The organism is Sulfitobacter sp. 1A12056, from assembly GCF_043558125.1.
In the GTDB taxonomy this organism is placed as follows: Bacteria; Pseudomonadota; Alphaproteobacteria; order Rhodobacterales; family Rhodobacteraceae; genus Sulfitobacter; species Sulfitobacter faviae.
On record NZ_JBIFFY010000007.1, the window covers coordinates 41,163 to 60,993 of the forward strand.

General features: G+C 63.7%; 19 protein-coding genes. 18 read left to right on the top strand and 1 reads right to left on the bottom strand.

Annotated features, from left to right (window positions below):
• Positions 1-17: 17 nt before the first annotated feature.
• The 17 genes from ACGYLD_RS13335 (at position 18) to ACGYLD_RS13415 (ending at position 17,179) form a co-directional block, all read left to right on the top strand.
• Positions 18-1,025, top strand: a complete 1,008-nt coding sequence (locus ACGYLD_RS13335; protein ID WP_394402800.1) for an ABC transporter ATP-binding protein — start codon at positions 18-20, stop codon at positions 1,023-1,025.
• Positions 1,022-2,131: an ABC transporter ATP-binding protein gene (locus ACGYLD_RS13340; protein WP_394402802.1), complete on the top strand. Its 1,110-nt coding sequence runs from the start codon at positions 1,022-1,024 to the stop codon at positions 2,129-2,131. Before ACGYLD_RS13335 ends, ACGYLD_RS13340 begins: the two co-directional genes overlap by 4 nt.
• A gap of 41 nt (positions 2,132-2,172) precedes the next feature.
• Positions 2,173-3,687, top strand: a complete 1,515-nt coding sequence (locus ACGYLD_RS13345; RefSeq protein WP_271693902.1) for an ABC transporter substrate-binding protein — start codon at positions 2,173-2,175, stop codon at positions 3,685-3,687.
• A 66-nt stretch (positions 3,688-3,753) separates the two neighbouring features.
• Positions 3,754-4,698 (top strand): ABC transporter permease, encoded by a 945-nt coding sequence (locus tag ACGYLD_RS13350; protein ID WP_067264018.1) that lies wholly within the window; start codon positions 3,754-3,756, stop codon positions 4,696-4,698.
• On the top strand, positions 4,698-5,597 hold the full coding sequence (locus tag ACGYLD_RS13355; RefSeq protein WP_209219184.1) for an ABC transporter permease: 900 nt from the start codon (positions 4,698-4,700) through the stop codon (positions 5,595-5,597). The genes ACGYLD_RS13350 and ACGYLD_RS13355 overlap by 1 nt, the downstream gene beginning before the upstream one ends.
• Positions 5,598-5,608: 11 nt before the next feature.
• Positions 5,609-7,402, top strand: a complete 1,794-nt coding sequence (locus tag ACGYLD_RS13360) for a gamma-glutamyltransferase family protein (RefSeq protein ID WP_271693903.1) — start codon at positions 5,609-5,611, stop codon at positions 7,400-7,402.
• A gap of 3 nt (positions 7,403-7,405) precedes the next feature.
• Positions 7,406-8,167: a DUF1028 domain-containing protein gene (locus tag ACGYLD_RS13365; RefSeq protein WP_394402805.1), complete on the top strand. Its 762-nt coding sequence runs from the start codon at positions 7,406-7,408 to the stop codon at positions 8,165-8,167.
• 4 nt (positions 8,168-8,171) lie between these two features.
• Positions 8,172-9,014, top strand: coding sequence for a sulfite exporter TauE/SafE family protein (locus tag ACGYLD_RS13370; RefSeq protein ID WP_067266472.1), 843 nt, complete (start codon positions 8,172-8,174; stop codon positions 9,012-9,014).
• Positions 9,011-9,724 (top strand): FadR/GntR family transcriptional regulator, encoded by a 714-nt coding sequence (locus ACGYLD_RS13375; RefSeq protein WP_394402807.1) that lies wholly within the window; start codon positions 9,011-9,013, stop codon positions 9,722-9,724. The genes ACGYLD_RS13370 and ACGYLD_RS13375 overlap by 4 nt, the downstream gene beginning before the upstream one ends.
• Positions 9,725-9,912: 188 nt before the next feature.
• Complete coding sequence (gene phnD / locus ACGYLD_RS13380; RefSeq protein WP_394402809.1) at positions 9,913-10,893, top strand: phosphate/phosphite/phosphonate ABC transporter substrate-binding protein; 981 nt, start codon at positions 9,913-9,915, stop codon at positions 10,891-10,893.
• 53 nt (positions 10,894-10,946) lie between these two features.
• A complete protein-coding gene (gene phnC, locus ACGYLD_RS13385) occupies positions 10,947-11,720 on the top strand; it encodes a phosphonate ABC transporter ATP-binding protein (RefSeq protein ID WP_271693909.1) in 774 nt (257 codons plus the stop codon).
• A complete protein-coding gene (gene phnE / locus ACGYLD_RS13390; protein WP_271693910.1) occupies positions 11,717-12,511 on the top strand; it encodes a phosphonate ABC transporter, permease protein PhnE in 795 nt (264 codons plus the stop codon). Before phnC ends, phnE (ACGYLD_RS13390) begins: the two co-directional genes overlap by 4 nt.
• On the top strand, positions 12,508-13,317 hold the full coding sequence (gene phnE, locus ACGYLD_RS13395; protein ID WP_271693911.1) for a phosphonate ABC transporter, permease protein PhnE: 810 nt from the start codon (positions 12,508-12,510) through the stop codon (positions 13,315-13,317). Before phnE (ACGYLD_RS13390) ends, phnE (ACGYLD_RS13395) begins: the two co-directional genes overlap by 4 nt.
• Positions 13,314-14,219 (top strand): HAD-IIA family hydrolase, encoded by a 906-nt coding sequence (locus ACGYLD_RS13400; RefSeq protein ID WP_271693913.1) that lies wholly within the window; start codon positions 13,314-13,316, stop codon positions 14,217-14,219. The genes phnE (ACGYLD_RS13395) and ACGYLD_RS13400 overlap by 4 nt, the downstream gene beginning before the upstream one ends.
• A 115-nt stretch (positions 14,220-14,334) precedes the next feature.
• Positions 14,335-15,318 carry a TRAP transporter substrate-binding protein gene (locus ACGYLD_RS13405; protein WP_394402813.1) on the top strand — a complete coding sequence of 328 codons (984 nt, stop codon included), beginning with the start codon at positions 14,335-14,337 and terminating at the stop codon, positions 15,316-15,318.
• A 66-nt stretch (positions 15,319-15,384) separates the two neighbouring features.
• Complete coding sequence (locus ACGYLD_RS13410; protein WP_209219195.1) at positions 15,385-15,903, top strand: TRAP transporter small permease; 519 nt, start codon at positions 15,385-15,387, stop codon at positions 15,901-15,903.
• Positions 15,896-17,179: a TRAP transporter large permease gene (locus ACGYLD_RS13415; RefSeq protein WP_067266506.1), complete on the top strand. Its 1,284-nt coding sequence runs from the start codon at positions 15,896-15,898 to the stop codon at positions 17,177-17,179. Before ACGYLD_RS13410 ends, ACGYLD_RS13415 begins: the two co-directional genes overlap by 8 nt.
• Before the next feature lie 97 nt (positions 17,180-17,276).
• On the opposite strand, the gene ACGYLD_RS13420 is transcribed toward ACGYLD_RS13415, so the two are convergent.
• Entirely contained in the window at positions 17,277-18,773 is a 1,497-nt protein-coding gene (locus ACGYLD_RS13420) for an aldehyde dehydrogenase family protein (protein WP_394402815.1), read from the bottom strand.
• 179 nt (positions 18,774-18,952) lie between these two features.
• Here ACGYLD_RS13420 and ACGYLD_RS13425 point away from each other — a divergent pair, with 179 nt between their 5' ends.
• On the top strand, positions 18,953-19,825 hold the full coding sequence (locus tag ACGYLD_RS13425; RefSeq protein WP_394402817.1) for an NAD(P)-dependent oxidoreductase: 873 nt from the start codon (positions 18,953-18,955) through the stop codon (positions 19,823-19,825).
• Positions 19,826-19,831: the final 6 nt, after the last annotated feature.

The following is a 19,831-nucleotide window of genomic DNA, read 5'->3' on the forward strand; positions in this document are numbered from 1 at the left end:
TTCAAGAAAGCGGTCCATTGCCCAGCCCCGACACCGGTCCCGACAAGGTTTTGCTCGAAGTGCGCGACTTCAGCCTGCGCTTTCGCGGCGCGCCGAGCGACCAAATCAATCATGTGAATTTCACGGTCCACCCGGGCAAGACACTCTGTGTCGTCGGGGAAAGCGGCTGCGGAAAAAGCGTGACCTCGCTGGCGATGATGGGGCTGCTGCCAGCCGGTGCGGCGACCATTCGCTCGGGCGAGATGGTTTTCGAAGGTCAGAAGCTCGACCTTGCCGACCACACCGCCATGCGCAAGCTGCGCGGCAGTCGGATGACGATGATTTTTCAAGAGCCCATGACCTCGCTCAACCCCGCCTTCCGCATTGGCGAGCAGATCACCGAAGCCGTGCTCGCCCATAGCGATGCCAGCAAATCCGAGGCCGAGGACAAGGCGCTGGCGATCCTCAAGCGGGTCGGCATTCCGGCGGCGGAAAAGCGGATGCGCGACTACCCGCACCAACTCTCCGGCGGCATGCGCCAGCGGGTGATGATTGCCATGGCCTTGGTCAACGACCCCGCGCTTTTAATCGCGGATGAGCCGACGACCGCCCTCGACGTGACCATTCAGGCGCAGATCCTCGAATTGATCCGCGACCTTCAGGCCGAGACCGATATGGGCACGATCATGATCACCCATGACCTTGGCGTGGTGGCCGAAATCGCGGATACCGTCGCCGTCATGTACGCGGGCACGATCGTCGAAACCGGCCCTGCGGAACGCATCTTTAACGACCCACAGCATCCCTACACGATCGGCCTCATGTCCTCGATCCCGCAGCTTAGCGGTCCGCGCGGACGCTTGGCGACCGTGCCGGGCATGGTGCCGACAACGCAGAACATGCCCCAAGGCTGCCGTTTTGCCACGCGCTGCCCCTTCGCCCAGCCCATCTGCGCGCAGGAGCCACCGCTTGCACCGCTGGAGGGGGGCCATGCCGTGGCCTGTCATTTCGCCCCCCTGGAAACACATCTGGAGCAGAGCGCATGAGTGACACGATCCTAACAGCGCGCGGGCTGAAGAAACATTTCAAAACCTCGGGCGGCGGCATGGCCAAAAGCGGTACGGTCAAGGCGGTCGATGGCGTCTCCTTCGACGTGCGCCGGGGCGAGACCTTCGCCATCGTCGGCGAATCCGGCTGCGGCAAATCCACCCTTGCGCGGTTGTTGATGCGGCTGCTGACCCCGACCGAAGGCGATGTCGAGTTCGACGGCATCGACGTGGCGGGTCTCGAGGGTCGCGACCTCACCGCCCTGCGCCGCGATATGCAGTTCGTGTTCCAAGACCCGTTCTCCTCGCTCAACCCGCGCATGAGCGTTGGCAAGCTGGTGGGCGAACCGCTGGAGACGCATTTCCCGAAAATGTCCGCCGCCGAGCGCCGTGGCAAAGTGGCCGAACTTCTGGCCAAGGTCGGTCTGCGCCCCGAACACGCCGAACGCTACCCGCATGAGTTTTCCGGCGGCCAGCGCCAGCGTATCGGGATCGCCCGGGCGCTTGCCTCGGCGCCGAAGCTGGTGATCGGGGACGAGCCGGTTTCGGCGCTCGACGTCTCGGTGCAGGCGCAGGTGATCAACCTGCTTGGCGATCTACGGGATGAATTGGGGCTCACATTGGTCATCATCGCCCATGACCTCGCCGTGATCCGCCATATGAGCGACCGCGTGGCGGTGATGTATCTGGGGCAAATTGTGGAACAGGGCGATGTCGACACGGTCTATAACCATCCGCGCCACCCCTATACGCGCGCGCTCTTGTCGGCCATTCCGGTGGCCGCCCATGGCGCGCGCACGCCGCAGACCGCGCTTGAGGGTGAGATGCCCAGCCCGGCGAACCCGCCTGCAGGCTGTCGCTTCCACACCCGCTGCCCCTTTGCCAAAGAACGCTGCGCGAGCGAGCCGCCCTCTTTGCGCGAGACCCGCGCGGGCGAGGGCCATGTCGCCGCCTGCCATTACTTCGAAGAGATCGCCGCCGCCACGCCGGACCTCGGCCTTGCCGATGCGCCCGAACGCGCCCCCCGGGCCGCCGCGCGCTTTGCGCTTTACCAAGACGCCATGCGGGACCGGACCACGCTCCGCCCCCGCCAAAACCAAGAATAACAGGCTGAACCAGACTCATTGAAACGACAGGAGAGTTCGACATGACACTGACCAAAATGACACTTGCCGCTGCATTGCTGGGGGCCACGACCCTCGGCGCGCAGGCGGCTGACCTGCGCATCGCGCTGCAATCCGATGCCGATGTGCTGGACCCCGACCAGTCGCGCACCTTCGTGGGCCGCATCGTCTACGCGTCGCTCTGCGACAAGCTGGTGGACATCACCCCAGACCTCGAAATCATCCCGCAGCTGGCGACCGAATGGTCCTTTTCAGAAGATGGCAAACAGCTGACCATGAAACTGCGCGACGATGCGGTCTTCCACGATGGAACGCCCTTTGATGCCGAGGCCGTGGCCGCCAACATCGACCGCAGCCAGAACATGGAGACTTCGCGCCGCAAGTCCGAACTTTCCTCCATCACCGGCGTCGAAGTGCTGGGCAGCCATGAGATCCGCTTTGATCTGGCCGATGCCGATGCCACGCTGATGGCTCAATTCGCCGACCGCGCAGGCATGATGGTCTCCCCCACCGCTGCCGAGGCGGCGGGCGATGACTTTGGCCTGAACCCGGTTTGCTCTGGCCCCTACCAGTTCAAAGAGCGTGTGGCCCAAGACCGCATCGTGCTTGAGAAATTCGCCGACTATTACGATGCCGAGGAATACCACTTCGACACCGTCACCTATCTGCCGATCCCCGACACCACCGTGCGTCTGGCGAACCTGCAATCGGGTGACATCGACATGCTGGAGCGTCTGGCCGCGACCGACCTCGCGCAGGCCGAAGGTGACGACAGCATCAATGTCGAAAGCGCCGTGTCGCTCGGCTATCAGGGCATCACGATCAACGTGGCCAATGGCGAAAAGGGCGACAACCCTTGGGGCAACGACAAACGTCTGCGTCAGGCGCTGAGCTATGCGATCGACCGCGAGGCGATCAATCAGGTCGTCTTCAACGGTGCCTTCGCCGCGGGCAACCAGCCCTTCCCGCCAAACTCCCCTTGGTACAGCACCGATTATCCCGTGCCTGAACGTGACGTGGAAAAGGCCAAGGAACTGCTGGCCGAAGCCGGTTTCGCCGATGGCATCGACCTTGAGGTGCAGGTGCCCAACACCACGATCCCGCTGCAGCTGATGCAGGTCGTGCAGTCCATGGCTGCCGAGGCGGGGATCAACATCTCGATCACCTCCAAGGAATTCGCGACGCTGCTGGCCGATCAATCGGCGGGTGACTATCAGGCGAGCCAGATCGGCTGGTCGGGCCGTGTGGACCCCGATGGCAACATCCACCAGTTCATGACCACCGAGGGCGGGATCAACGATTCCAAATACTCCAACCCCGAAGTGGATGAACTGCTCGACAAGGCGCGCAAGTCCAACGACCAAGACGTGCGCCGCGAGAGCTATACCGCCGCCCGCGCCATCCTGAACGAAGAGATGCCGATCGTGTACCTCTACCACCAGACATGGATCTGGGCGCTGGATTCCGACATCACCGGTTTCACCCCCTATCCTGACGGCATGATCCGCCTTGCGGGCATGAAAAAAGAAGAAGGCTAACCCTTCTGCATCCGCACCGCCGGGCCGGTTCCGGCGGTGCCCCTCCCCTGAGCGAGACGTTTCAAAATGCTGTCCTTCATCCTGCGCCGTCTGGTGATCGCGATCCCGACGATCATCCTGATCTCGGTCTTTGTCTTCACCTTGCAAAAGCTGCTGCCGGGCGACCCGGTGCTGGCCATGGCCGGCGAAGAACGCGACCCGCAGGTGCTGGAGTTCCTGCGCGAGAAATACCGCCTGAACGATCCTATTCCGGTGCAGTATTTCACTTGGATCGGCAACGCGCTGACCGGTGACTTGGGCATTTCGCTGCGCACCAACCAGCCGGTGCTGGAACTCATCGGAGAGAAACTGCCCGTGACCATCCAACTGGCCACGATGGCGATGATTTTTGCCCTGTTGATCGGCGTGCCTGCGGGCATCTTCTCTGCCGTCAAGAAGGGCACCGTGACCGATTATGTGGCCAATGTCGTGGCGCTCTCGGGCCTGTCGATCCCGAACTTCTGGCTGGGCATCATGCTGATCCTGCTGGTCTCGGTGAAATGGAAACTGCTGCCCGCCTCGGGCTATGTGCCGCTGAGCGAAGACCCCATCCGCTCCATCACCGTGATGATCATGCCCGCCTTCGTGCTGGGCACGGCGCTCGCGGCCACGCTGATGCGCCACACCCGCTCGGCCATGCTAAGCGTGCTGAGCAGTGACTACGTCCGCACCGCCCGGGCCAAGGGACTGGTCGAGCGTCGGGTGATCCTCAAACACGCCTTTCGCAACGCGCTGACGCCGATCGTCACCCTGACCGCCCTGCTCTTTGGTGAGCTGATCGCGGGTGCGGTGCTGACCGAACAGATTTTTACCATCCCCGGCTTTGGCAAGCTGGTGGTCGATGCCGTGTTCAACCGCGATTACGCCGTGGTCCAAGGCATCGTGCTCGTCACCGCCGTCGGCTTCATCTTTATGAACCTGCTCGCCGATGTCGCCTATGTGCTGCTGAACCCCCGCCTGAGGAAGCAATAATGGCTCAACCTGCCACCCCCATCACCATCGACGCCGAAAGCGCCGCCGATCCGGTCCTCTCCGCCCGCCCGGAAAACCGGGTTTGGAAGAAGTTCCGCACCCATCGCAGCGCCATGCTGGGCGGCGTGCTGGTGGTCTTCTTCTGCGCCATCGCGCTTTTGGCCCCGCTGCTGCCGATCCCCGACCCCGCCGCCACCGATTGGGGCGCGGTGCGCAAGGGCCCTTCGGCAGCCCATTGGATGGGCACCGATGAGTTGGGCCGCGATGTGCTGAGCCGTCTGGTCTGGGGCGCACAGGCTTCTCTGCTGGCCGGGGTCGTCTCCGTTGCCATCGCGCTTGGGCTTGGCGTGCCTCTGGGCATCGTGGCTGGCTATTTCGGGGGCTGGACCGACGCGGTGATCTCGCGCTGCACCGAAGCATTGCTCGCGGCACCCTTCCTGATCCTCGCCATCGCCCTTGCGGCCTTCCTCGGGCCGAGCCTGACCAACGCGATGATCGCCATCGGCATCTCGGCCACGCCGATCTTCATCCGCCTGACCCGCGGTCAGGTGCTGAGCGTCGCCGCCGAGGATTACGTCGAAAGCGCCCGCGCCATTGGTCTGAGCACGCCGCGCATCCTGCGCCGTTATATCTTCCCCAATGTGCTGCCGCCCGTGTTGGTGCAGGCCACGCTGACCGTCGCCACCGCCATCATCGCCGAGGCGTCGCTCTCCTTCCTTGGCCTTGGCCAGCAGCCGCCCGCGCCCTCTTGGGGGTCGATGCTGAACACGGCGAAGAACTTTCTCAATCAGGCGCCTTGGATGGCGCTTTGGCCCGGCATCGCGATCTTCATGGTCGTGCTTGGCTTCAACCTTCTGGGCGACGGGCTGCGCGACGCGCTCGACCCACGCGAACACTGACCGGAGACGACATGACCCCCTTCACCACCCGCCCCGAGATCCGCGGCTCCTTTGGTGTCACCACTTCGACCCATTGGATCGCCTCGACCGTGGGGTTCGGCATCCTTGAAAAAGGCGGCAACGCCTTTGACGCCGCTGTCGCCGCGGGCTTTGTCCTGCAAGTGGTCGAGCCGCATTTGAACGGCCCGGCGGGCGACCTGCCGATCATCTTTCACGACGCGGAGAAACAGGCGACCAAGGTTGTCTGCGCCCAAGGGGTCAGCCCCGCCGCCGCCAAGCTGGAGCATTTCGAGGCATTGGGGCTCAAGCTGATCCCCGGCTCGGGTCTTCTCTCCACCGTGGTGCCGGGGGCCTTTGACGGCTGGATGCTAATGCTGCGCGACCATGGCACCATGGGTCTGCGCGAGGTGATGCAGCCCGCGATCGACTATGCCCGCGATGGCCATCCGGTGCTGCCGCGCGTGTCGAACACCATCAAGGGGCTGGCCGAATATTTCGCCGCCGAATGGCCCAGCTCCGCCGCGGTCTGGACGCCCGGCGGTGCGGCGCCTGAGCCAAACGCCAACTTCAAGAACCCCGATCTTGCCGCGACCTATGAGCGTTTGGTCAGCGAGGCCGAAGCCACAGGCGAAGACCGCAGCGCACAGATCGAAGCGGCGCGCAAAATCTGGTCCGAAGGTTTCGTGGCAGATGCGATTTTCGACTATCTCGAAGATGCCTGCGTGCATGATGTGTCCGAGCAAAAGAACAGCGCCCTTCTGGCGCGCGAGGACATGGCCAAATGGCAGGCCAGCTATGAGGACACGCTGACCTACGAATACCACGGCTGGACGGTGCATAAGACCCACGCTTGGTCGCAGGGGCCGGTGTTCTTGCAGACCCTCGCGATCCTCAAACATTTCGATCTTGCCGCGATGGACCCGATGGGCGCCTCCTTTACCCATACGGTGATCGAGGCGATGAAACTCGCCTATGCCGACCGCGAGGCCTATTACGGTGACCCCGAGCAGAGCATTATTCCGATGGAAGAACTGCTTTCCGACGCCTATAACGCGGAACGCGCGAAGCTGGTGAACGGCAAGGCATCGCTTGAGCAGCGCCCCGGCGTGATCGCGGGGCTGGAGCATCTGGCCGAGCGCTATATCGAACGCGCTGCCCGTGATTTCGGCGTTCAGAACGCCGCCCCACAAGAGCCTACCATGGCGCATCTGACCGAGAAACGCGGCGATACCGTGCATCTCGACGTGATCGACCGTTGGGGCAATATGGTTTCGGCCACGCCCTCAGGCGGGTGGTTGCAGAGTAATCCGGTGGTGCCGGGGCTGGGCTTTCCGCTGAATTCCCGCGCGCAGATGTTCTGGCTTGAGCGGGGTTTGCCCACCTCCCTCGCCCCCGGACGCCGTCCGCGCACCACGCTGACCCCCTCTTTCGCCGAACATGCCGATGGGCGGCAGTTGGTCTTTGGCACGCCGGGCGGCGACCAGCAGGACCAATGGCAGCTGATCTGGTTCCTGCGTTTCGTGCACCACGGCCTCGACCTGCAAGAGGGGATGGACGCGCCGCTGTTCCACACGCTGCACTTCCAAAGCAGTTTCTTCCCCCGCCAAGCCCTGCCCGGTGAGATGATGATCGAGCCCAATGTCGGCCCTGCGGTGATCGACGCGCTGCGCGCCCGGGGGCATATCGTTACCGTGGCCGAGCCGTGGTCGGTGGGCCGGATGACAGCCGCGCTGCGCAACCCCGATGGCAGCCTTCACGCCGCCGCCACCCCCCGCCTGATGCAGGCCTATGCCGTAGGACGCTGACCCATGACCTATTCTATCATCGCCCGTGACCCCGACAGCCAAGAGATTGGCATCGCCGTGGCCAGCCGCTTTTTCGCCTGCGGTGCCGCCGTGCCCTACATCGGGCGGCGCGTCGCCGTGGCCACGCAGGCTTTCGTCAACCCGCTCTGGGGGACCGAAGGCCGGCGCATGTTGGAAAGCGGCGACCCCGCCGAAGCACTGCTGAAGGAATTCGCCGCCCGCGATTCGGGGCGCGACATCCGCCAGTGTCACATGCTCGACGCCCAAGGAAACTTCGCCGCGCATACCGGTGCGGGCTGTGTCGATTGGGCCGGGCACCGTGTGGGGACCATTCACTCCGTCGCGGGCAATATGCTGACCGGGCCCGAGGTGGTGGAGGCCACGTTTGAGACCTACGCCGCGCGCCATGACCTGCCGATGGCCGAACGTCTGCTCGCCGCCATGCGCGCGGGCGAAGAGGCGGGCGGCGACATGCGCGGGCGCCAAGCCGCGGGGTTGGTGATCCACCGCGGACAGGACCATGCCTATCTGGACCTGCGCGTCGATGACCATGGCGATCCGCTGAGCGAACTTGACCGGCTGCTCGACGTCGCTGGCGAGCGCTATTTGCATGTGGCCGAAGCGATGCCGAGCCTCGACAATTTTTCGGGCACCTCGGACCGCGCGCCGATTGATGCGGCGATCACCCGCGCCGAAGAGGCCCGCAAGGCGGCGGGCAAGCCCAGCCGGTCGCTGGCGACAGATTTAGAGACAAAGAAAGATTAACCATATGAACGCGCTCGATTTCAGCCAGCTTCTGCCCCTTCTCGCCATTGCGGTATCCGCCGGGGTCTTTGGCGGCATCCTTGCGGGGCTGCTTGGTGTGGGCGGCGGCATCGTGATCGTGCCCGCGCTTTATCTTGCGCTGTCGACGGCGGGGATGGACCCGGCGATCACCATGCAGGTGGCGGTGGGCACCTCGCTCGCGACAATCGTCTTTACCTCGCTGTCCTCGGGCTATGGTCACTTCAAACGCGGCGCGATTGATATGGACCTTTTGAAACTCTGGGCGCCGTCGCTGTTGATCGGCGTCGTGATCGGTGCGCTTCTGGGGGGCTATGTCTCGGGGCTGATCCTTGTGGGCGTCTTTGCCACCGTGGCCGCACTCGTCGCGCTCGACATGATCTTTCGCAAGACCAAGGACGACCCCACGCCGCGCGGCTTTGCCAAGCCGATCTGGGCGATCTTGGGCGTCGTCACCGGCGGGCTGTCGGCGATGATGGGCATCGGGGGCGGCACCATCGGCGTGCCGCTGTTGAACTTTCTGGGCTATGACATCCGCCGCGCCGTGGGCACCTCTGCCGCGATTGGCTTTATCATCGGGCTGCCGGGTGCCGTTGTCTATGCGCTCACCGGCCTTGGGGCCGAGGGGCTGCCGCCCTTCTCGCTCGGCTATGTGAACCTTGCCGCGGCGGCCATCATCATTCCGCTGACCTCCAGCTTTGCCCATGTGGGTGTGAAACTGGCCCATAGCATCCCGCGCCGGGCGCTTCGGTTTGCCTTTGGAATTTTCCTAATGGTAACCTCTCTGCGTATGTTCATTGATTTATTTGAAGCGTTTTCCAACTCATGACACAGCCCCCCCAGTCCGCCCCAAGTGAAGATGAATTGGCCGAGCGGCTGCGCGGAGCGATCCGCCAAGGGGACATCCTGAACGACGGGCGGATGCCCCCCGAACGGGCGCTGGCCGAGCATTTCGGCGTGAGCCGGGCGCGGCTGCGACTGGCACTTGGCCTGTTGCAAGAGGACGGCACGATCTACCGCCGCCACGGCCAAGGCACATTCGCCACACCGCCCCCCGCGACCAATGCGGACAGTCTGCGCCACCTTGCACGGCAGGTCACGCCAAGCGACGTGATGGAAGTGCGGCTAGAGGTCGAACCTGCCCTTGCCGCCCTCGCCGCCGATCGCGCCCGCCCGCAAGAGATCGAGCGGTTGGACCAGTTGATGCGCGCCACGCTCAACCTCAGCGACCCGGACGCCTATGAGGCCGCGGATGACATGTTCCACTACAAGATCGCCGAGATGGCGCGGAACCCGTTGTTCCTGACGGTCTACGAATCCATCCGCGCGGTGCGCCGCGAAGTGGCATGGACCTCGCGCCGCCGGACCTATCACGCCCCCGAAACGCTACAGGTTCTGGGCGAGCAGCACATGACCCTGAACGACGCCATCGCCCGGCGCGATACGTTCGGCGCTGCCGCCGCGATGGAGCAGCATTTGCTGACCGTTTCTAAAACCCTGCTGCGCGACCGGGTGCGCAAGATCGAACTCGATCTCTGAAGCCCCCGTTTCGACTGGTTAAACCGCGCCCTGGCCTTCCCCGCTTTGCGGCGGGAGATGTTACAGCGTTGTGACAATTTTGTCCGCCGACGCGCCGGAACAGCTTGCAAACGAAACTGTTCGATGTTCGTATCTGCGCATTATTGTATTTCGCGCCAGATGCGCGGATTCTCAGGGAGGAGAACGCAATGTCTCATAAATACCTATTCGCCGCAGGTCTCACTGCGGCCTTCACACTCACGGGCAGCCTTGCCTTCGCGCAAGAGGATTGCGAGCGCGGCGCCTTGGACAAGATGTTCTGCGACGCCGATGGCGATCTGGTCGCCGATGCGCCGACCGATCCCGATATGCTGAAAGATCCCTCGACGCTGGTTTTCGCCTACACGCCCGTCGAAGACCCCGCGATCTACGAAGACATCTGGACCCCCTTCATTGACCACCTAGAGGATGTGACCGGCAAGGACGTGCAGTTCTTCGCCGTGCAGTCGAACTCCGCCGAGGTCGAGGCGATGCGCTCGGGCCGCCTGCATATCGCCGGTTTCTCCACCGGTCCCACGCCCTTCGCCGTGAACCTCGCGGGCGTTGAGCCCTTCGCCATCATGGGCGCCGAGGACGGCCAGTTCGGCTACAAGCTGCAGGTCTACACACAGGCCGACAGCGACATCAAGGAGATGAAGGATCTGGTCGGCAAGCGCATCGCGCATACCTCGCCCACCTCCAACTCCGGCAACCAAGCGCCGCGCGCGCTCTTCCCCGATCTGGGCGTCGTGCCGGACGAAGACTACGAAGTGACCTATTCAGGCAGCCACGACCAGTCCATGCTGGGCGTCGTCGCGGGCGATTATGACGCGGCCCCGGTGGCCTCTGAAGTGGTCGACCGCATGGCCGAGCGCGGTCTTTACGACCCCGAGGACGTGCGCATCGTCTGGGAAAGCGACCCCTTCCCGACAACCTCCTACGGTGTCGCGCATGACCTCGCGCCCGAACTGAAGGAAAAGATCAAGGAAGCGTTCTTCTCCTTCGACTTCGAAGGCACCGCACTGGGTGAAGAATTCGCGGGCGTGAGCAAGTTCGTCCCGATCACCTACAAGGACCAGTGGGCGGTGATCCGTCAGATCCAGAAGGCGAACGGCGTCGAGTACACGCCGCAGGGCCTTGCGGCTGAATAATCGTTCAACACCGGGGCCGGCTTTTGGCCGGCCCCACGTTTAAGGTACAATAAATGCTGAAAATTTCCGACCTCGTGAAACGCTATGGCAGCGGTGATCCGGTGCTGAAGAACCTCGATTTGACAATCGAGGGCGAAAGCGTCGTGTCTATCATCGGTTCCTCCGGCGCGGGCAAATCGACATTGCTGCGCTGCATCAACCGACTGGTGGAGCCGACCTCGGGGTCGATCACGCTCAACGGCACCGAACTGACCAGCCTGCGAGGCCGGAACCTGCGCGCCGCGCGCCGCAAGATCGGCATGGTGTTCCAAGGCTTCAACCTCGTCGACCGTCTGACCGTGATGGAGAACGTCCAGTCCGGTCGCTTGGGCTACATCTCGACATGGTCCGCCGTGACCCGCCGCTATCCGAAAGAAGACATCCGCCGCGCCTATGAGCTGATGGAACGTGTCGGCATCGCGCAATATGCCAACACCCGCGCTGACCAGCTTTCGGGCGGTGAACGCCAGCGTGTCGGCGTGGTCCGCGCCCTGATGCAAGACCCCGACATCCTGCTCGCGGACGAGCCCACCGCCTCGCTCGACCCCAAGACCTCGGAACAGATCATGGGCCTGCTGCGCGACCTCGCCGGTGAGTTGAAGCTGCCGGTGCTAATCAACATCCACAACGTGACCGAGGCCAAGGAATACACCGACCGCATCGTCGGCATGCGCTATGGCCGGATCATTTTCGACGACGTGCCTGCCAAGCTCGACCAAGAGGCGATGGACAAGATCTACGCCGGCAGCCCCCATGCGGACCGCGCCAAAGATGGGGCCGCGGCATGAGCGCGCCACGGGACAGTTGGAAAAAGCCGCCCTTCATCGCCAACCCGGTGCTGCGGTGGGCAGTGATCTTGGGCGCGGTCGCCTATTTCGGCTGGGTCGGTCTGACCATGCCGATTGACTGGAACCGCGTCGCCGAAGGGCTGGGGCGCGCCGGGCGGATTTTCGGCGGGGCCTTTCCGCCCAGTTTCGAACGCTCGGGCCTGCTGATCGACGGCTTTCTTGAGAGCCTCAAGATCGCCATTCTCGCCACTGCGGGCGGGGTGCTTCTGTCGATCCCCATCGCCTTCATGTCCGCGCGCAACGTGGCGCCCAAGCCGATCTTCTACCTCGGCCGCGCCATCATCATCATCGCGCGCAGCTTCCACCCGGTGATCGTCGCGATTCTTTTCGTCAAGGCCGTGGGCTTCGGCCCCTTCGCCGGGGTGCTGACGCTGATCGTCTATTCCATCGGCTTCGTCGCCAAGATGCTGGCCGAGCGGATTGAAGAGATCGACTTCGGTCAGGTCGAGGCCATGCGCGCCGCCGGTGCGCCCTATTTCTCGACGCTGGTTTACGCGATCTTTCCGCAGATCATGCCGCGTCAGATCGGCCTCACGATCTACCAGCTCGACAGCAACCTGCGCGCCTCGGCCGTGGTGGGCATCGTCGGCGCGGGCGGCATCGGTGCGACGCTGGCCAATGCCTTCGGCCGCTATGACTATGACTTCGCTCTGGCCATCACCATGGTCATCGTCGGTGTCATCCTTGTCTCCGAAGCCATCAGCGGCGTGATCAGAAAGCGCATCCAATGACGACGATTGCAGAGAAATTCGGTCGCGACGACTGGACCCGTTTCACCCTGCGCCAGCGCATGACGCGCTACGGCGTGATCTTCGGCTGCGCGCTCGCCATCGCTTGGGCCCTCACCTCGATCGAGGTCATCTGGGCTTGGGTCTGGGGCGCGCCAGAGCAGATTGGCGACCTTTTCGGCCGCATGTATCCGCCTGACCCCAGCAACCTCGAAACCATTCTCAAGGTGCTCTGGGACACGGTAAATATCGCCACCTTCGCCACCACCTTCGCCGTGCTGCTGTCGCTGCCCGTGGCCTATATCGCGGCGCAGAACACAACACCGAACCGTGCCACGCTCTGGCTCGGACGGCTGATCCTCGTGACCTCGCGGTCGGTGAACACGATCATCTGGGCGCTTCTCTTCGTCGCGATCTTCGGCCCCGGCGTGGTGGCGGGGATCCTCGCGATTATGTTCCGCTCCATCGGCTTCATCGGCAAGCTTCTGGGCGAGGCGATTGAGGAGATCGACCGCCGCCCTGTGGAGGCCCTGGAGGCCACCGGCGCCTCGCGGTTCAAGGTCATCGCCTATGCCATCGTGCCGCAGGTCATGCCGACCTTCTGGGCCGTGTCGATCCTGCGGTGGGACATCAACCTGCGTGAATCCACCGTTCTGGGCCTCGTCGGCGCGGGCGGCATCGGGATCATCCTGCAAGGTGCCATCGACACCTTCAACTGGCCCGAGGTCGCCACGATCCTCATCGCGATCATCGTGTTGGTGATCATCGGTGAGGTGATCTCGGCCTTCCTGCGCCGCCGCATCCTGTGAGTGTCGCCATAGACCCCGCGCAGGCGCTGGCCGAATACCAGCGCCTGCGCCCCCGCCTGCCCGCCTGCGACAAGCTTGGCCATGGGGTGGAGGCCGCCCGTTTCCTCGATATCGTCGCGCCCTATGAGTTGATCCTGTTCGACGCCTACGGCGTGCTCAACGTCGGGGAGACCGCGATCAAGGGGGCCGCGCAGACCATCGCCGCCCTGCGCGATATGGGCAAATCCGTCATGGTCGTCAGCAACTCCGCCGCCTATCCCAAGGCGCATATGATGGACCGCTACGCGCGCCTCGGCTTTGATTTCGCAGCAGACGAGGTGGTTACCAGCCGCGAGGCGCTGCTGCACCGCCTCGCGACAGAACCCGCGCGCCGCTGGGGCGTGATGCTGAACCCCGATAAGGACATGGGAGAGATCGCCGACCTCGGCGCGACCGTTCTGGCGGATGATCCGGCAGTCTATGACCGGGCCGAAGGTTTCCTCCTCGTCGGGGCGGATGGGTGGACAGAGGCGCGGCAGGCCCTGTTGGAGGCCAGTCTGAAACGCCAGCCCCGGCCCGTCTTTGTCGGCAACCCCGATCTCGTCGCCCCGCGTGAGGATGGTCTCTCGCTCGAACCCGGCTGGTTCGCGCATCGTCTGATCGACGCGACCGGCGTGGCGGTACATTTCTGCGGCAAGCCCTTTCCCGATATCTTCGATCTGGCCCTCGCCCGGGCAAAGCCCGTCGATCCGGCGCGCGTGCTGATGGTCGGCGACACGCTGCACACCGACATCCTCGGCGGGGCGCAGGCGGGTTTCGCCACGGCGCTGGTCACCGGCCACGGCTCCCTCTTGGGGTTGGAGGTTGGTGCGGCGATCCAAGGCTCGGGCATCGCGCCCGATCATATCGTCACGGAAATTTAGCGGCGCTTTGCTGTGGATTCATTGTCCACAAAGCGCCCCACCCCCATTGCCATTCTGAACATCCGCCGCTAGCAGTTTTCGTGACCTTGTTAATAAGATCGCTGGAGGATACAAAATGTTCAAAATCACCAAGCCCACGGCAATTTTCGCCACTTTGGCCGCGCTCACCGGAGGAGCCCTGAGCGCTGAGACCGAAGTCAAGATCGGCTACGCCCTCGCCCCCGACAGCCACTACGGCGTCGCGGCGCAGAAGTGGCAAGAGGTCGTCGAGGCCGAGACCGACGGCAAGTTCAGCTTCCGCCATTTCCCCTCCTCCGGTCTGGGCGGTGAGCGCGAGGTCGTCGAGGGCCTGCAACTGGGCACCGTCGAGGCGACCATCGTCTCCACCGGCACGCTGAGCAACTTCGTCCCCGCCACCGGCGTGACCGACATCCCCTTCCTGTTCCGCAGCCTCGACCACGCGCGCCGCGTGCTTGACGGGCCGATCGGTCAGGACATCTTGGCCGAGTTCGACGGCGCGGGCATGGTGGCCTTAGCCTGGGGCGAACAGGGTTTCCGCCACATCACCAACAACCGCAACGCCATTGAGACCCCCGAAGACATTGCGGGCATGAAGCTGCGCACCATGGAAAACCCGGTCCACCTCGAAGCCTTCAACGCCGCTGGCGCCGCCCCCACCCCGATGGCCTGGCCCGAGGTGATCAGCTCGCTCCAGCAGGGCACCATCGACGGGCAGGAAAACCCGCTGTCGGTGATCGTCTCCGTCAAGCTCGACGAGGTGCAGAAGTACCTGACCCTCTCGGGTCACGTCTATTCGCCCGCCATGCTGTTGGTCTCCAAACCCTTCTGGGAAGGTCTGTCGGATGAGGACAAAGCCGCCTTCGAGAAAGGCGCGACCGAGGCCGTCTCCGCCATGCGCGCCTTCGTCGATGACGTGGAGCAAAGCGGCGTCGAGACGCTGAAAGAGCGCGGCATGGAAGTGAACGAGCTCAGCGAAGACCAGAAAGCCGCCTTCCGCGCCTCCATCGAGAGCGCCTATGAGGGGTACTACGAGACCTACGGCAAAGAGCTGATCGACCAGATCGCCGCGACCGAGTAAGCGCCGCGACGTAAAGACGGACGGCCGGGAGCAGTGCTTCCGGCCGTTTTGCACGGGAGGGAAACCATGCGCAGATTGGAACAGCTATTCGTCAGGGTGAACGCCGCCGTGGTGATCGCCTGTTTGACGGGGATGGTCTTGGTCGTGGGGGCCAATGTCGCCCTGCGGTTCAGCACCAACCATTCGCTGTCGTGGTCCGATGAATCCGCCCGTTACCTGATGATTTGGATGGCCTTTCTGGGGGCTGGCCTTGCCCTGCGGCAGGGCGGCCATGTGGCCATCACCAATCTGCATGATGTGATGAACACCCGGATGCAGCGCATCCTGCGCGGGGTCATCGTTTTGATTTTGCTGTTCTTCTTTGCCTTCATGGTCAAGGTCGGCTGGGACTATATGCAGCGCGCACAGTATCAGATGACCCCGGCGATGCGCCTGTCGTTCCGCTATGTCTATGCCGCCATGCCAGTCGGCTTCACACTGCTGATCGTACATCTGTTGCTGATCGCGCGGCCCTTCATCATGGCGGGCCGCTATCACCAGCCCGAAGGTCAGACCGAAAACATGCCGGGAGCCGCCAATGGCTGAGATCCTCTTCATCTCGCTTTTCGTTCTTATGGTGCTGGGGCTGCCCGTCGCCTTTGCCATGGCCATTTCCGTCTTTGCCGCCATCGGTCTGGGCAGTTCCTACCCGCAGATCGTCGTGGTGAAGGAGATGTTCTCGGGCCTCGACAGTTTCCCGCTGCTGGCCGTGCCCTTTTTCATCCTCGCCGCCGAGATCATGACCGGCGGGGCGATCACCCACACGCTTTTGCGCTTTGCCGCACAGTTCGTGGGCCATCTGCGCGGGGGGCTGGGCTATGCCAATGTGATCTCTTCGACCATGTTCGCAGGCATCTCCGGCTCGGCGCTGGCCGATGCGGCAGGCCCCGGCGCGATGATGATCCGCATGATGGAGAAAGGCGGCTACGACCGCTCTTACGCCGGGGCGCTGACGATCTCTTCCGCCGTGGTGGGGCCAATCATCCCGCCCTCGATCGTGATGATCATCTATGCCTTGCAGGATCAGGAAGTCTCGGTCGGGTCGCTGTTCATGGCGGGTGTCATTCCGGGGCTGCTGCTCGCCGGAGGGAGCCTTGCGGCCAACGGTTGGGTCAGTTGGAAACGCGATTACCGCAGTGATGAGGCCCGGCCCGAGCGGGCGCAGATGTGGCGCAACAGCCTGATGGCGCTGCCCGCGCTTGGGCTGATCGTGCTGATCGTCGGCGGCATCCGGGGCGGCATTTTCACCCCGACCGAAGCCTCTGTCATCGCCGTGTTCTATGCGCTGTTTTGCGGGTTCTTCGTTTACCGCGCCCTGCGCCTGCGCGATCTGCCGGGGCTGATCCTACGCGCGGCACTGATCTCATCCGCGGTGTTGCTGATCCTTGGGGCCGCGCGGGCTTTCGCATGGGTCTTGGTGATCGAAGGCGTGCCCCAGTTTCTAGCCGAGACGATCATCGCGTGGGAGCTTTCGCCGATCCTGTTCCTCTTGGCGGTGAACGTGCTATTGCTGCTTTTTGGTCTGTTCATGGATCCGCTGCCGGGGGTTATGATCCTCGTCCCGATCCTCGCGCCGATCAGCCACGCGCTCGGCATCGCGCCGGATCATTTCGCCATCGTGGTGATCGTGAACCTGACGCTCGGGCTGACGACGCCACCGGTGGGGAGCCTGATCTTCGTGGTCTCCTCGGCGGTGAACCTGAAGCCCGCCGCGCTGATCCGCGAGATGCCGCCGTTCTTTTTGGCGAATTTCGTCGTGTTGATGTTGCTGACGTTTGTGCCTGCTTTGAGCACTTGGCTACCGAGCATCAGCGGCTTCTAGAAATGTACCGCCCGGCTGAAAGCCGGGCAGCGTCATGCCGAAGGCATGCCTGTGGCATGACCCGCCCCCCTGGGGCGGCGCTGCCCTTCGCGTTTCTTCACTCCGTCTGAATCCAAACCGCCTTGGTATCCAAATACGCCTGCAGGTGCTCCACGCCGCCTTCCTTGCCGTAGCCCGACATCTTCAGCCCGCCAAAGGGCACCGCCGGGTCGATCGCGTGGTACATGTTCACCCAAACCGAGCCTGCTTTCAGCCGTTTCACCGTGCGGTGCGCCGTGCTTAGATCGCGGGTAAAGATGCCCGCCGCCAGCCCATAGGGCGTGGCATTGGCGCGCGCGATCACCTCTTCCATCGTGTCGAAAGGCAGAACCGAGATCACGGGGCCGAAAATCTCTTCCCGCGCGATAGTCATGTCGTCGGTCACATCGGCAAAGATCACCGGTTCGAGGAAGTTGCCGCCCGCGTAGCCTTCCCCCTCGGGCCGACCGCCCCCCGTGACCAGCCGCGCGCCCTCGGCCTTGCCCTTGGCGATATAGGCTTCGACCTTCTCGGTCTGCACGGCGTTGATGAGCGGGCCGAGATCGGTGCCTTCGTCGAGGCCATGCCCAATCCTCAGCCCCCGCGCGAAGGCCGCCAGTTTCTCGATGAACTCATCCTGAATCTCCCGCGCCACGAAAAGCCGCGAGCCCGCGATGCAGATCTGCCCCGAGTGGGCATAGACCGCCATCGCCGCCACCGGCACCGCCTTGTCGAGGTCGGCATCCTTGCAGATGATCAGCGGGCTTTTCCCGCCAAGCTCCAGCGTGATCCGCTTGAGGTTCTCCACCCCCGCCCGCGCGATGGTCTTGCCCGTCGCGGTCGAGCCGGTGAAGACCACCTTGTTAACATCCGGATGTTCGGCCAGCCGCGCGCCGGCCTCGCGGCCCGTGCCGGTGACCACGTTGACCACGCCGTCGGGCACGCCCGCCTCCTGCATTAGCCGGGCGATCATCAGGGGCGTCAGCGGCGCATCTTCGGAGGGTTTCAGAACCACGGTGCAGCCGGTGGCCAGCGCCGGTGCGATTTTCCAGATCGAGGCGGCGGTCGGGGCGTTCCAAGGGATGATCGCGCCCACCACGCCGACCGGCTCTCGGGTGGTGAAAGACAGCATCGACTGCGAGATCGAATTCTCGATCACGTCGCCATGCAGCGCTACCGCTTGGCCGGCGTAGAAGCGCAGCATCCCGATCACCCGCCGCTTGTTGCCAAGGGTGCGCGCTAGCGGCAGTCCCATGTCGGCGGTATCGGAGATGCAGAGCTTCTCCCAATCCCGCTCCATCACATCGGCGATGCGCAACAGCACCTCTTGCCGGTCGTAGGGGGTGAAGGTGGACCAGACGCCTTCGAAGGCGCGGCGCGCGGCATCCACGGCCTGATCGACATCCCGCGCCCCGCCGCGCGGCACTTCCGCCAGCTTGCGGCCAGAGGCGGGATCTTTCACCTCGATCACCGCGCCGGAGTAGGCGGGCACGTCCTGACCATCGATGAACATCGGGCAAAACTGCCCATGGTAAAGCGTTTCGGCAATCTGGTGGGGGTCGCGGGTCAAAGTCATTTCAGCCTCATTCCATTAATGCGCCATTCCTATCAATCGAATTGTCGGTTTCAAATATACAAAGCCCTGTTTGGGCAAGAAATCCGGCCCTGCCGCGTTGCACCGTGCCGGGCGGATCGCTAGAACTTTCCCCAAGGGAACCGCGCGCAGGGGTGGCGGTGGCAAGCGAAGGAAAATCCATGAAAATCGGTATGATCGGTGTCGGCCTGATGGGCCACGGAATTGCCCGCAACGTGATGCGGCGCGGGGGATTTGCGCTTGGCTATTTCGACCACCCCGGCAACCAGCCGACCGATGAGTTGGACGGGCTGGGGGCTACGGCCTTCGACAGTCTGAGCGATCTGGCCGCCGCCTCCGATGTGATCATCCTCTGCGTTACCGGCTCGCCGCAGGTCGAAGGGATCCTGACCGGAGAGGGCGGCGTCATCGCGGGGCTGAAACCGGGTGCTGTGGTCGTCGATTGCTCAACCTCCCTGCCCGCCTCAACGTTGAAGATGGCCGAGGCGGTGAAGGCGGCGGGGGGCGATTTTGTCGATGCGCCGATGACCCGCACCGCGCAGTTTGCCCATGAGGGGAAGTTGAACCTGCTCGTCGGCGGTGACGCGGCCACGGTCGAAAAGGTCTCTCCGGTGCTCGCGGCCTTTACCGAAGAGGTCAAACATGTGGGTGCGGTCAGCGCGGGCCATCGGCTGAAGCTGCTGCACAACTATGTCTCGGTTGGCTTCATGTCCCTGCTGGCCGAGGCGGCTGCGCAATCGGCGGATGCGGGGATCGATCCGCAGAGCCTCGTGGATGTCTTGGCGGGCGGCGGCGGTGCCAGTGTCGCGCTCGACCGGCTGTCGCCCTTCATCACCAGCGGCGACCGTGAGGCGCTGCCCTTCGCGATCAGCAACGCGCTGAAGGATTTCGACTATTACCGCCAGATGTCCGCCCAAGCGGGCGCGCAGGTCGAGATTGCCGACGGCGTCTATCGCGCCCTATCCCAAGTCGTCGAAAAGGGCGCGGGCGACGCCTATGTCCCTGAATTGGTGCAGCATTTCCGAAAGGGTTAAGCCCGA